Annotated in this window: 10 protein-coding genes; 6 read left to right on the top strand and 4 right to left on the bottom strand. The window is 41.7% G+C overall.

Annotation, left to right across the window (positions count from 1 at the left end):
• Positions 1-3: 3 nt before the first annotated feature.
• A complete protein-coding gene (gene ahpC / locus HMPREF1517_RS04985) occupies positions 4-564 on the bottom strand; it encodes an alkyl hydroperoxide reductase subunit C (RefSeq protein ID WP_037599758.1) in 561 nt (186 codons plus the stop codon).
• Between the two features lie 272 nt (positions 565-836).
• Between ahpC and rpsB the strand changes: the two genes are divergently transcribed.
• Positions 837-1,604 (top strand): 30S ribosomal protein S2, encoded by a 768-nt coding sequence (gene rpsB / locus HMPREF1517_RS04980; RefSeq protein ID WP_002886342.1) that lies wholly within the window; start codon positions 837-839, stop codon positions 1,602-1,604.
• Positions 1,605-1,714: 110 nt separating this feature from the next.
• Entirely contained in the window at positions 1,715-2,755 is a 1,041-nt protein-coding gene (tsf, locus tag HMPREF1517_RS04975; protein WP_002886343.1) for a translation elongation factor Ts, read from the top strand.
• A 108-nt stretch (positions 2,756-2,863) separates the two neighbouring features.
• Here tsf and HMPREF1517_RS04970 read toward each other — a convergent pair whose 3' ends face one another.
• Entirely contained in the window at positions 2,864-3,334 is a 471-nt protein-coding gene (locus tag HMPREF1517_RS04970) for a COG2426 family protein (RefSeq protein ID WP_004182164.1), read from the bottom strand.
• A gap of 300 nt (positions 3,335-3,634) precedes the next feature.
• Here HMPREF1517_RS04970 and HMPREF1517_RS04965 point away from each other — a divergent pair, with 300 nt between their 5' ends.
• Both HMPREF1517_RS04965 and HMPREF1517_RS04960 read left to right on the top strand, forming a co-directional pair.
• Positions 3,635-4,090 carry a CtsR family transcriptional regulator gene (locus HMPREF1517_RS04965; RefSeq protein WP_002889615.1) on the top strand — a complete coding sequence of 152 codons (456 nt, stop codon included), beginning with the start codon at positions 3,635-3,637 and terminating at the stop codon, positions 4,088-4,090.
• The gene (locus HMPREF1517_RS04960; RefSeq protein WP_037599755.1) at positions 4,091-6,541 is read left to right on the top strand and encodes an ATP-dependent Clp protease ATP-binding subunit; all 2,451 of its coding nucleotides are present in this window, start codon (positions 4,091-4,093) and stop codon (positions 6,539-6,541) included.
• A gap of 127 nt (positions 6,542-6,668) precedes the next feature.
• On the opposite strand, the gene pbp3 (HMPREF1517_RS04955) is transcribed toward HMPREF1517_RS04960, so the two are convergent.
• Both pbp3 (HMPREF1517_RS04955) and pbp3 (HMPREF1517_RS04950) read right to left on the bottom strand, forming a co-directional pair.
• The gene (gene pbp3 / locus HMPREF1517_RS04955) at positions 6,669-7,925 is read right to left on the bottom strand and encodes a D-alanyl-D-alanine carboxypeptidase PBP3 (protein ID WP_037599754.1); all 1,257 of its coding nucleotides are present in this window, start codon (positions 7,923-7,925) and stop codon (positions 6,669-6,671) included.
• Positions 7,926-8,069: 144 nt separating this feature from the next.
• Entirely contained in the window at positions 8,070-9,317 is a 1,248-nt protein-coding gene (gene pbp3 / locus HMPREF1517_RS04950; protein ID WP_037599752.1) for a D-alanyl-D-alanine carboxypeptidase PBP3, read from the bottom strand.
• A 209-nt stretch (positions 9,318-9,526) separates the two neighbouring features.
• Between pbp3 (HMPREF1517_RS04950) and pnp the strand changes: the two genes are divergently transcribed.
• Positions 9,527-11,764 carry a polyribonucleotide nucleotidyltransferase gene (gene pnp, locus HMPREF1517_RS04945; protein WP_037599750.1) on the top strand — a complete coding sequence of 746 codons (2,238 nt, stop codon included), beginning with the start codon at positions 9,527-9,529 and terminating at the stop codon, positions 11,762-11,764.
• The gene (locus tag HMPREF1517_RS04940) at positions 11,761-12,531 is read left to right on the top strand and encodes an SseB family protein (RefSeq protein WP_037599748.1); all 771 of its coding nucleotides are present in this window, start codon (positions 11,761-11,763) and stop codon (positions 12,529-12,531) included. Before pnp ends, HMPREF1517_RS04940 begins: the two co-directional genes overlap by 4 nt.
• The last annotated feature ends 52 nt before the right edge of the window (positions 12,532-12,583 follow it).

The raw sequence follows: 12,583 nt of genomic DNA, 5'->3' as shown, positions 1-12,583 counted from the left end.
TTGTTAAATTTTACCTACAAGATCTAAGCTAGGAGTAAGTGTTTCAGCTCCTTCTTTCCATTTGGCTGGACAAACTTCACCTGGATGTTGACGAATATATTGAGCAGCACGGACTTTATCAACAAGAGTACTTGCATCGCGTCCAATACCATCAGCGTTAATTTCCATCATTTGGATAACACCATCTGGATCAATAATGAATGTACCACGTTGTGCGAGACCATCTTGTCCAAGAACATCAAAACCTTGTGAGATGTGGTGTGAAGGATCCCCAATCATAGGATAAGTAATAGTTCCAACAACATCTGAGTCATCATGCCAAGCTTTGTGAACAAAGTGAGTATCGGTAGAGACAGAGTAAACCTCTACACCAAGAGATTTAAGAGCTTCATATTGTTCTTGAAGGTCGCCGAGTTCAGTTGGGCAGACAAATGAAAAATCTGCAGGATAGAAGCAGAAGACCGCCCATTTACCTTTAACATCTTCATCTGTAACAGTAATGAATTCCCCGTTGTGATAAGCCTGTGCTGAAAATTCAATAATTTCTTTTCCGACTAATGACAAAATAATGTCCTCCTCTATTTTTGATAGCCTAATTATAAACAAAATACTCATCAACCTCAAAGAAAACGATTGCAATTTTAATAAGAGGGAGATTTTTCTAATGGTCAGACTGATTTTAGAGCTTGTCAAATGTCACTTTTTTTGATAAACTACTATAGTTGCGTAAAGTGACAAATACTCATTCTAAGCCGATTGTGGTCTTGTTGCCGCAGGGTGGGACTGCAAGTCTAAAGCTTAGAAGAGGAAAAAACAATTTTTAAGGAGAAATACTCATGGCAGTAATTTCAATGAAACAACTTCTTGAGGCTGGTGTTCACTTCGGTCACCAAACTCGTCGCTGGAATCCTAAGATGGCTAAGTACATCTTCACAGAACGTAACGGAATCCACGTTATCGACTTGCAACAAACTGTAAAAATGGCTGATACAGCTTACGAATTCGTTCGTGAAGCAGCAGCTAACGATGCAGTAATCTTGTTCGTTGGTACTAAAAAACAAGCAGCTGAAGCAGTAGCTGAAGAAGCAACTCGTGCTGGTCAATACTACATCAACCACCGTTGGTTGGGTGGTACTCTTACAAACTGGGATACTATCCAAAAACGTATCGCTCGTTTGAAAGAAATCAAACAAATGGAAGCTGATGGAACTTTCGAAGTTCTTCCTAAGAAAGAAGTTGCACTTCTTAACAAACAACGTGCACGTCTTGAAAAATTCTTGGGTGGTATCGAAGATATGCCTCGCATTCCAGATGTAATCTACATCGTTGACCCACACAAAGAACAAATCGCTGTTAAAGAAGCTAAAAAACTTGGTATCCCAGTTGTAGCGATGGTTGATACAAACGCTGATCCAGATGAGATCGATGTAATCATCCCAGCTAACGATGACGCTATCCGTGCCGTTAAATTGATCACTTCAAAAATGGCTGATGCTATCATCGAAGGTAACCAAGGTGAAGATGCTTCTGCAGATTTCCAAGAAGCAGCTGCAGCTGATTCAATCGAAGAAATCGTTGAAGTTGTCGAAGGTGACAACAACTAATCTTTAAGATTGGTTTGGGCTCGATGCCCACTAAAGATACGACAAACACCTAAGGGGCGGGGCTCAGCCCTGCCCCTTAGTTTGATAAAATAAATTTGGAGAAAAACAAAATGGCAGAAATTACAGCTAAACTTGTTAAAGAATTGCGTGAAAAATCTGGTGCTGGTGTCATGGACGCTAAAAAAGCATTGGTTGAAGTTGAAGGTGATATCGAAAAAGCGATTGAATTGCTTCGCGAAAAAGGTATGGCTAAAGCAGCTAAGAAAGCTGACCGTGTTGCAGCTGAAGGTTTGACTGGTGTTTACGTTAACGGTAACGTTGCAGCAGTTGTTGAAGTTAATGCTGAAACTGACTTCGTTGCGAAGAACGCTCAATTCGTTGAGTTGGTAAACGAAACAGCTAAAGTAATTGCTGAAGGTAAACCAGCTAACAACGAAGAAGCACTTGCATTGACTATGCCTTCAGGTGAAACTCTTGAAGCTGCATACGTAACTGCTACAGCTACTATCGGTGAAAAGATTTCATTCCGTCGTTTTGCAGTTGTTGAGAAAACTGATGCACAACACTTCGGAGCTTACCAACACAACGGTGGACGTATCGGTGTTGTTTCAGTTATCGAAGGTGGAGATGACGCTCTTGCAAAACAAATCTCAATGCACATCGCAGCGATGAAACCAACTGTTCTTTCATACACTGAATTGGACGAACAATTTGTCAAAGATGAATTGGCACAACTTAACCACGCTATCGATCAAGATAACGAAAGCCGTGCTATGGTTAACAAACCAGCTCTTCCACACCTTAAATATGGTTCTAAAGCTCAATTGACTGATGCTGTTCTTGCTCAAGCTGAAGAAGATATCAAAGCTGAGTTGGCTGCTGAAGGTAAACCAGAAAAAATCTGGGATAAAATTATCCCAGGTAAAATGGACCGCTTCTTGCTTGACAACACTAAAGTTGACCAAGCATACACACTTCTTGCTCAAGTTTACATCATGGACGACAGCAAAACAGTTGAAGCTTACCTTGAATCAGTAAATGCTTCAGTAGTAGAATTCGTTCGCTTTGAAGTTGGTGAAGGTATCGAAAAAGCATCTAACGACTTTGAATCAGAAGTTGCAGCTACAATGGCAGCAGCTCTTAACAACTAATTCTAGTTGCTAGATAAAAAGAAAAGAAGTTACGTGAATGAATCGTAACTTCTTTTTTGTTGCTATTAAAAAAACGTCTGAGCATGCCCCAGACGTTGAAAAAAGTAATTAATGAGCGAAGGTATTTACACCAAGTAGAAGAGAGAGTGTTCCCATGATGATACCTGCAAGGATAACCCCAAGCATAACAGCAATAACACTGCGTTTAAAGTCCCAATCTAGGATAGATGCTGCTAGGGTACCAGTCCAAGCTCCTGTTCCTGGAAGCGGAATTCCCACAAAAAGTAGAAGGGCCCAGAAGACACCCTTATCTCCAGCAGCTTTTTCAAGTTTTTGGCCACCACTGTGACCTTTTTTAAGACACCAGGTAAAGAAGCCACCAATTAGAGGTTTATCTGCCCCCCATTCGAGGACACGGCGGGCGAAGAAGAAGATAATTGGAACTGGAATCATGTTCCCAATGACACAAAGAATTAGGGCTTGCCACCAAGGGATACCTGAGGCGATAGCAACAGGAACGGCTCCACGGAGCTCAACTAAAGGAATCATAGAGATTAAGAGTGCAATGATGTATTTCATGAGTAACCTTTCATAGGGAAATAAATAAGAGATATGAACTTATCAAGAGTGATAAGACTAATACTACTGCGAAAGTGCTAAAAAGTACTTATTGGATTAGGTGGGTCTCAGCCTGTTAAAGTGGATAGAAAATTTGAATCAAACACCTTAAGTTACCTAATATTTTAGTCTTATTTATTGTATCTTATATGGTCTCTAATGACAACTTTAAAAAGTTTTTTGAAGGTATAGTTTCCCATGTGCTGACATTTTTGGTATAATAATAGTCAGTTATAGTCAAATTAGACTGGAGGAATTAAGATGGCAAGAAATACATCAGATAGTATAGAAGAATATATTAAAGAATTGCTGGGCCAGTCTGGAATTGCTGAGATTCAACGCTCGAACTTAGCAGATACTTTTCAAGTTGTACCGAGTCAGATTAATTATGTTATTAAGACCCGCTTTACAGAAAGTCGTGGTTATATTGTTGAGAGTAAGCGTGGAGGTGGCGGTTATATTCGTATCGTCAAAGTCAGATTCTCTGATAAGCACCACATGATTAATGATTTGCTTCAGAACTTAGCGGATCAGCTCAGCGAGCAGGTATTTACAGACTTGATCCAGTTGCTTTTTGATGAAAAAATCATCACAGAACGTGAAGGAAATTTGATTTTAGCAACTGCTAGTGATGATATTTTAGGCGCAGATGCGGCTGCTATTCGTTCGCGTATTCTACGCTCGCTATTACTTAGATTGGATAGAAAAGGAAATTAGATGACGACATATTCAAGAAAAATGCAGGCCATTTTCCATCGTGCGCAGCTTGAGGCAGAGCGTTTTGGAAGTCCTTTTCTGGAGACTTGGCATGTGCTTCTGGCTATGGTTGAGGTTCCAGGATCTGTAGCCTACCTAACATTTACTGATTTTGAGGACCGTATTCGTGCGGAAGAGATTGAGACAGCCGCTGTACTAGCGATGGAGAAAAGTCCAAAAGACTTGTCTGAATCAGATATTATCGATTTACGTGCACAGTCACATGCTTTAGAGGCTATGTTGCAAGAGGCAGAGGGAATTGCTGGTGTGACTGGTGCTGTAGAGGTAGGGTCTGAACATGTATTGATGGCCTTTCTCCTTCATAAAGATTTGATGGTTTGTCGTCTCCTTGAAGTTGCTGGTTTTCAATATAAGGATGACAGCGATAAGCCTCGCATTATCGATTTACGACGTTCTTTGGAGCGTTATGCAGGTCTTAGTAAGCAAGATTTGAAGGCCATTCATGACCTTCGTAAGCCTAAAAAATCAAAGACATCAGGAAATTTTGCTAATATGATGCAGCCTCCTCAATCTTCTACTGGGGAGTTGGCAGATTATACCAAGGACTTAACGGCAGTGGCCGAGTCAGGTGCTCTTGATCCTGTTATTGGACGTGAGAAAGAGATTTCACGCATGATTCAGGTTTTGAGTCGTAAAACGAAGAATAACCCAGTTCTTGTAGGTGAAGCAGGTGTTGGTAAGACGGCACTTGCGCTTGGCTTGGCACAGCGTATTGCTTCAGGCGAAGTACCTTTTGAGTTGGCTGATATGCGTATCTTAGAGCTTGATATGATGAGTGTGGTTGCAGGAACACGTTTCCGTGGCGATTTCGAAGAGCGTATGAATCAAATCATTGATGAGATTGAAGCTGATGGAAAAATCATTCTCTTTATTGACGAATTGCATACGATTATTGGTTCTGGTTCAGGTATTGATAGTACCTTAGATGCGGCAAATATTTTGAAACCTGCTCTAGCACGTGGAACTCTTCATATGGTTGGAGCAACAACTCAAGCTGAGTACCAGAAGCATATTGAAAAAGATGCAGCTCTTTCTCGTCGTTTTGCTAAGATTACAATTGAGGAGCCAAGTGTAGCTGAGGCGATTGATATTCTAAAAGGCCTACGTTCGTCTTATGAAGACTATCATCGTGTAACGATTACTGATGAAGCGGTTGAGACAGCGGTCAAGGCGGCGCATCGTTATTTGACGAGTAAAAACTTACCTGACTCTGCCATTGACCTTTTAGATGAAGCGAGTGCAACTGTTCAAGGTCGTATTAAAAAAGAAGCCAAACGTGAGATAACGCCCTTGGATGAAGCGCTTCTATCTGGTGATATGAAGTCTGCTGTTAAACAATATAAGGCTAGCCAAAAAGCAAAATTACCAAAACCTGCCTTGGTAGATGCGGATCAGATTATGCAAACCCTTAGTCGTCTATCAGGTATCCCTGTTGAGAAGATGACTCAGGCAGATAGCAAGCGTTATTTGAATCTGGAAGCAGAGCTTCACAAACGTGTTATTGGTCAAGACGAAGCAGTTTCAGCGATTAGTCGTGCTATTCGTCGTAACCAGTCAGGTATTCGTACTGGAAAACGTCCGATCGGTTCCTTCATGTTCCTTGGGCCTACTGGTGTTGGTAAGACAGAATTGGCCAAGGCATTGGCGGAAGTTCTCTTTGATGATGAGTCAGCTTTGCTTCGCTTTGACATGTCAGAATACATGGAAAAATTTGCGGCTAGCCGACTTAACGGTGCTCCTCCAGGTTATGTTGGCTATGATGAGGGCGGTGAGTTAACAGAAAAAGTTCGTAATAAGCCTTACTCAGTTCTTCTCTTTGACGAGGTGGAAAAGGCTCACCCAGATATTTTCAATATTCTCTTACAGGTTTTGGATGACGGTGTCTTGACGGATAGTCGAGGTCGTAAAGTTGACTTCTCAAATACCATTATCATTATGACTTCGAACTTGGGAGCGACTGCTCTTCGTGATGATAAGACCGTTGGTTTTGGAGTCCAAGACATTTCTCATAATCACCAAGCTATGCAGTCACGTATCATGGAAGAACTTAAGAAGGCCTACCGCCCAGAGTTTATCAACCGTATTGATGAGAAGGTTGTTTTCCATAGTCTAGAGGAAGAGCAACTTCGTGAGATTGTCAAGATTATGGTGAAACCGTTGGTATCAGCTTTGGCTGAAAAAGGGATTGACTTGAAATTCCAACCAGCTGCCCTTAAGCATTTAGCTAAAGATGGCTATGATGTTGAGATGGGTGCTCGTCCATTACGTCGTACGATTCAAACTCAAGTGGAGGACAAGTTATCTGAGCTCTTACTAGGTGGCCAAGTGGTTAGTGGACAAACCCTTAAGATCGGCTGCTCGAAAGATAAATTAACCTTTACAGTAGTGTAAAAATCAAACAAAAAGACAGATTACAGGTGTAGTTTGTCTTTTTTGTGTCAATAGGAGTCAAGATAGAGTCAATCTTTCTGTAAAGTTGGGGTAAAAGAAAAAGCCGAGCAAAGCTCGACTGTAATGATTAGAGTTTTTCGTTGACAAAGTTGACAAAGTGATTCCACCAGACCTTGAGGAAGAAGCTTTTCTTAACTTCTTTACCAGCAACCAGTTCTATGCTAGGCATACCTTGGTCAGGTAAGTAACCTTCTCCTACAAGTGACTTATCTTCAAAGGTAGCCGTTCCAACCTTGTCACTTGAGCTGACAGGGGCTTGAACTTGATTGGTAGTGACTTTAATATGTTTACTATTGTTAGCATCTATTTTTTGGATGATATTAAAGTCAGACTTAGCAACAGCAGTGACTTGCTTAGATTTACCATCAATAACATGGGCTTGACTTTTACCGATGGCTTGTCCTTTTTTGGCAATGGTCTTGCTTTCCCAATGATAGACAACGTAGTTAAGTAGGTCATTTGTTGCAGTGAAACGGGCGTAGTCATCAGTATCGGTATTATCAGCATTCATAATGACTGTGATAATGCTCATGCCACTTTCATTTGAGTGGGCCACGAAGGAAGCACCGGCTAAATCAGTGGTTCCCGTTTTTAGGCCATCCACCCCTTTACGGTAACTAGGTTGTCCCTTAAGCATATAGTTGAAGGTTTTAAGTTTGTTGACACCATCAAAATCAGCTTCAGTTTTTTTAGTGATGTCGAGAATTTCAGGATATTCTTTCACCACGTGTTGTGCAATGATAGCAACATCTTTAGCACTCATGGTATTTTCTTCGTCTGATTTAGAGCCTGGATAGATATTGTCACCTAAGTAAGAATTATTGAGACCAGAGGCATTGACAATCTTGGCATCAGTGATACCCCAATCTTTAAGTTGGGCTTTCATCATGTCGACAAACTTACTTTCGGTTCCTCCGATTTCCTCGGCTAGAGCAATAGATGCACTGTTGGCACTGGAAATAAGAGTTGCGTCAAGAAGTTGTTTGACAGTGTATTTGCGGGCGTCTAGTGGAATATTAGATACTCCGGCACTGACAGTTAGTTCAAATGGGTAGTCAGAAATGTCAACTTTGCTGTTCCATTTGAGGTCTCCCTGGTCTACCGCTTTATAAACCATATAGGCTGTTAGAAGCTTGGTAATAGAGCCAATCCCCGTAGAGGTGGTTGCATCTTTTTCGTATAAAATTTTGCCAGTATTAGCTTCGACAGCGATGGCATGTTTGGCTGCGGCATCATATCCTTTTTTCTTATCTGCTGCAAAAGCAGGGGCTACGCTTCCCAGACAGAGTAAGAAGGTCATCATAAGCGTAATCAGTTTTTTCATGGTTTGTTCCTTCATGTGTTTTGAATATTTATTATACCACATTTTGAGAGGAACATAAGGTGTAGAGAAGGGGCGTTTACTAACAGGACTAATTTTGAAGGCAAGATAAAACTACCTTTGGATATCTAAAAGGTAGTTTTGTGTTTACTTATTTCCTGTAAAGAAATTAACGATATGGTTCCACCAAACTTTTAAGAAGAAACTTTTCTTGATAGATTGGTTGGCTGTTACCGAAATTTGAGGCGGATCAGAGATGTAACCTGTTCCTACGAGATTCTTATCATCAAAGGTTGCTGTTCCAATAGTGTCACCTTTTTTGATAGGTGCTGTTATGGTTTTTGCTTTGATTTTAACAGCATCATTTTTGCTGTTTATTTTTTGAATGACTGTAAGGTCTGACTCGAGCTTAGCAGAGATGGTTTGACGGTCTCCATCGGCTACCTTAATATCATTTTTCTTGACGATTTGTCCTTTGGTGTTGAGGGTTTTGATTTCCCAGTTTTGAGTCACATAATCTAGCAACTCATTTGTGGCTGTGAATCGAGCAGCTTCATCCTCTCCGCCATTGTCCGCATTCATAACAACTGTAATCAAACTCATGCCATTTTCATTGGAGTGGGCTACAAAGGATGCCCCTGCAAGTTCGGTTGTTCCCGTCTTGAGTCCATCAACGCCTTCACGGTAGTTGTCTTGCCCCTCCAACATGTAGTTGTGCGTCGTTAATTTGTTGTCACCTTCGAAGTCAGTTTCGGTTTGCTTGGTGATTTCAAGTACCTGAGGATAGTCTTTGATGAGGTGGTCCGCAATAATTGCAACATCTAGGGCGCTCATTGTATTCTCGTCATCTGGTTTTGAGCCAGGATAGCGGTTATCCCCAAGGTATTTATTGTTTAGGCCAGAAGCGTTAAATAATTTAGCATCTGTAATGCCCCACTCTTTAAGTTGGGCTGTCATAGTGTCAACAAATGCACTCTCTGATCCTGAGATTTTTTCAGCTAGAGCAATAGCAGCACTGTTAGCGCTAGAAATGAGGGTGGCATCTAGGAGCTGTTTAACAGTGTATTTTCGGGAATCTAGTGGGACATTTGAAACTTCTGAATCAACGGTTAAGTTGAAAGGATAGTCTGAAATATCTACTTCAGTGTCCCAGGTAATTTTTCCTTGGTCAACTGCTTTATAGACCATGTAGGCTGTTAGGATTTTAGTCATTGAAGCCACACCATCAGGAGTAGTGGCGTCCTTTTCATAGAGGACTTTCCCTGTAGTTGCTTCGATAGCAATCGCATGTTTAGCGGAAACATTGAAGTTATCTGTCTGTTCTTGTGCTAGAGCAGGTGTTGCTAGGCCTAGTAAGATTAAGGCAATCATAATGATGTGTTGTAATTTTTTCATAGTCATTCCTTTGTCTCTCATAAGTGTTTATTATATCACAAAACGACTTAAATATCTGAGAGAAAGGGAGACTTGGGTGCTAACTTATGCTGGAGCTCTGCCATTTTTGACTATATTATGGTAAAATGAAAGTTATATCAAATGAATGACATAAAGTTGACCGGTTCGTTTTTGTAAGGGCCGGTCATGGATAAAAAGAGGGATCAAACATGGCTAAACAAACTTTTGAGATGACCTTTGCAGGACGCCCGCTTGTCGTTGAAGTTGGGCAGGTAGCCAAGCAGGCTAATGGTGCTGTCGTCGTGCGTTATGGAGATACAACTGTATTATCAACAGCTGTTATGTCTAAAAAGATGGCAACGGCAGATTTCTTTCCTTTACAGGTTAATTACGAGGAAAAAATGTATGCAGCTGGCAAGTTCCCGGGGGGCTTTAACAAGCGTGAGGGTCGCCCTTCAACAGATGCCACTTTGACTGCTCGCCTCATTGATCGTCCTATTCGTCCTATGTTTGCGGAGGGCTTTCGTAACGAAGTTCAGGTCATTAACACGGTCCTCTCTTATGATGAGAATGCTAGTGCTCCGATGGCGGCTATGTTTGGGAGTTCTTTAGCCCTTTCTATCTCTGATATTCCTTTCAATGGTCCAATTGCTGGGGTTCAAGTGGCCTATGCTGCAGAAGATTTCATCATCAACCCAAGTGCAGCGGATAAGGAAGTTTCACTTTTAGATTTGACAGTGGCAGGTACCAAGGAAGCTATCAATATGGTAGAGTCAGGTGCTCAGGAATTGTCTGAGGATATTATGTTGCAAGCACTCTTGAAGGGACATGAGGCTATTCAAGAGTTGGTTGATTTCCAAAATTATATCGTTGCAGCTGTTGGTAAGGAAAAGGCTGAGGTTGAACTTCTACAAGTTGATGCTGATTTAAAAGTCGAAATCGAAACAGCTTATTATGATCAATTAGCTAAGGCTGTTCAGGTGGAAGAAAAACTGGCGCGTGAAGCAGCAACCCAGGCTGTAAAAGAAGAGGTCCTCGCCTCTTATCAAGAACGCTTTGCAGAAGATGAAGATAAGGAAACTATTCTGCGTGATGTAGCAGAAATCCTTGAGCAGATGGAACATGCTGAAGTGCGCCGTTTGATTACAGAAGACAAGGTTCGTCCAGATGGCCGTCGTGTGGATGAAATCCGTCCTTTGGACGCAGAGATTGACTTTCTTCCTAAGGTTCATGGTTCAGGTCTCTTTACACGTGGTCAAACTCAAGCCTTGTCAGTTTTGACTTTGGCACCTATGAGTGATACACAACTTGTTGATGGTTTGGATCCAGAGTATAAGAAACGTTTCCTTCACCACTATAATTTCCCTCAGTATTCAGTGGGTGAGACAGGGCGTTATGGTGCACCAGGACGACGTGAAATAGGTCACGGAGCCTTAGGTGAACGTGCCCTTGCTCAGGTTCTTCCAAGTGTTGAAGAGTTCCCTTATGCTATCCGTTTGGTAGCAGAAGTCTTGGAGTCAAATGGTTCTTCCTCACAAGCCTCTATTTGTGCAGGAACCTTGGCTCTTATGGCTGGTGGTGTACCGATTAAGGCGCCTGTTGCAGGGATAGCCATGGGGCTTATCTCAGATGGTACTAACTACACTGTCCTGACTGATATTCAAGGTTTAGAAGACCATTTTGGAGATATGGACTTTAAAGTAGCTGGTACACGTCAAGGAATTACAGCTCTTCAGATGGATATTAAGATTTCAGGCATTACACCTGCCATTCTCGAAGAGGCTTTGGCTCAAGCCAAGGTAGCTCGTTTTGAGATTCTTGACGTTATTGAGTCAGCAATCGCTGAGCCACGTCCAGAATTGGCACCAACAGCGCCTAAGATTGACAGTATTCAGATTCCTGTTGACAAGATTAAGGTTGTCATCGGTAAAGGTGGCGAAACGATTGACAAGATTATCGCTGAGACTGGTGTCACTATCGATATCGATGAAGAAGGTCTTGTTCAGATTTTCTCTAGTGATCAGGATGCCATTAACCGTGCTAAAGCTATCATCTCCGATCTTGTACGTGAAGCTAAGGTTGGAGAGGTTTACACTGTACCAGTTGTGCGTATTGAAAAGTTCGGTGCCTTTGTTCACCTCTTTAATAAGACAGATGCTCTTGTCCACATCTCAGAACTAGCTTGGGAACGCACTGAGCGTGTCGAAGATGTGGTTAAGGTTGGGGATATGGTAACTGTTAAAATTATCAAGATCGATGAAAAAGGACGTATCGATGCCTCAATCAAGACCTTGCTCCCTAAGCCTGAAAAGATTGAGGACGTGGAAAATAAAGGAGAGCATCGTCACCGCCGTCGTTCTCATCACAAACCACGCCACCATAATGAAAATGGTGAAGTACCGAAAAATCCTGATAAATCAGAAACGAAAGAACAGATAGAAGAATGACAGAAAATCAAGAATTGCAAGCTTTTGATGAAACTCTAAAAGAATTTTTAAAGGAACCAGACCACTTTTTGACCAATTTGGCTTTGGATAATCACTTACAACGTACTCCCGTCTTGGCTGCCCAAGACCTCTACGCAGTTGAAGTGGAAGGCAAGAAGGTTGTTCCTGTCTTCACTAGTGAACAGGACTTACAATCTTTCAAAGCTACTCAAGAGAGTGCTCGAGAACAGACTTGGATAGAACGTTCAAGCTTAGATATCCTAACACAACTGGTTCAGGCAGAGCTTTTTGGTATTGCTTTCAATTTAAAAGAGGATGGTGATTTCTCAAATACCACTCTGTTTGCAAGCAGTGAACTTATCCAGTTTATCAACTATTTCACTCAGACGCTCAATAACCTTTTGGGTGAGGAAAATCAAAAGGCGGATCCTGAAGATAAGATTTATCTTGTCCCAGCCTTCATTCACAAACGCGAGGAAGATGGTCAGGATGACCGTCTCTTTGCGACCATGTCGAATGCAGAGGGACAGAGTTATGTGCCTGTGTTTACGAACTTAACGAGCTTTGCAAAATGGTACGGTAACGAAACTTTTGGCCTACCTTTCCGTAAGGCTAAAGGGACGATTTTACAATGGCCACTGTCAGAAATTTACCAGCCTTCAACAGGTGAAAATGAGTTGGATAAGGTTCAAGGTATTGTCATCAATCCGTTTGATGAGCAGCCTGAGTTAGTCGACTGGTCTTATTTTGAAGGGGATAGCGAGTAGACCTAGTGTTCACAGCTCTTCACTTTAAAGAATAGTAGGGCCACAACAAACA

The sequence above is a fragment of the Streptococcus sp. ACS2 genome, from assembly GCF_000525585.1.
Taxonomy (GTDB): domain Bacteria; phylum Bacillota; class Bacilli; order Lactobacillales; family Streptococcaceae; genus Streptococcus.
The sequence above is the reverse complement of the archived record's forward strand: the minus strand, read 5'-3'. Positions and strand labels throughout refer to the sequence as shown.

What these genes read in the sequence shown, in the direction of transcription:
- rpsB (WP_002886342.1), top strand. Translation starts at nt 837, where the DNA reads ATGGCAGTAATTTCAATGAAACAACTTCTTGAGGCTGGTGTTCACTTC.
- tsf (WP_002886343.1), top strand. Translation starts at nt 1,715, where the DNA reads ATGGCAGAAATTACAGCTAAACTTGTTAAAGAATTGCGTGAAAAATCT.
- HMPREF1517_RS04970 (WP_004182164.1), bottom strand. Translation starts at nt 3,334, where the DNA reads ATGAAATACATCATTGCACTCTTAATCTCTATGATTCCTTTAGTTGAG.
- HMPREF1517_RS04965 (WP_002889615.1), top strand. Translation starts at nt 3,635, where the DNA reads ATGGCAAGAAATACATCAGATAGTATAGAAGAATATATTAAAGAATTG.
- HMPREF1517_RS04960 (WP_037599755.1), top strand. Translation starts at nt 4,091, where the DNA reads ATGACGACATATTCAAGAAAAATGCAGGCCATTTTCCATCGTGCGCAG.
- pbp3 (WP_037599754.1), bottom strand. Translation starts at nt 7,925, where the DNA reads ATGAAAAAACTGATTACGCTTATGATGACCTTCTTACTCTGTCTGGGA.
- pbp3 (WP_037599752.1), bottom strand. Translation starts at nt 9,317, where the DNA reads ATGAAAAAATTACAACACATCATTATGATTGCCTTAATCTTACTAGGC.
- pnp (WP_037599750.1), top strand. Translation starts at nt 9,527, where the DNA reads ATGGCTAAACAAACTTTTGAGATGACCTTTGCAGGACGCCCGCTTGTC.
- HMPREF1517_RS04940 (WP_037599748.1), top strand. Translation starts at nt 11,761, where the DNA reads ATGACAGAAAATCAAGAATTGCAAGCTTTTGATGAAACTCTAAAAGAA.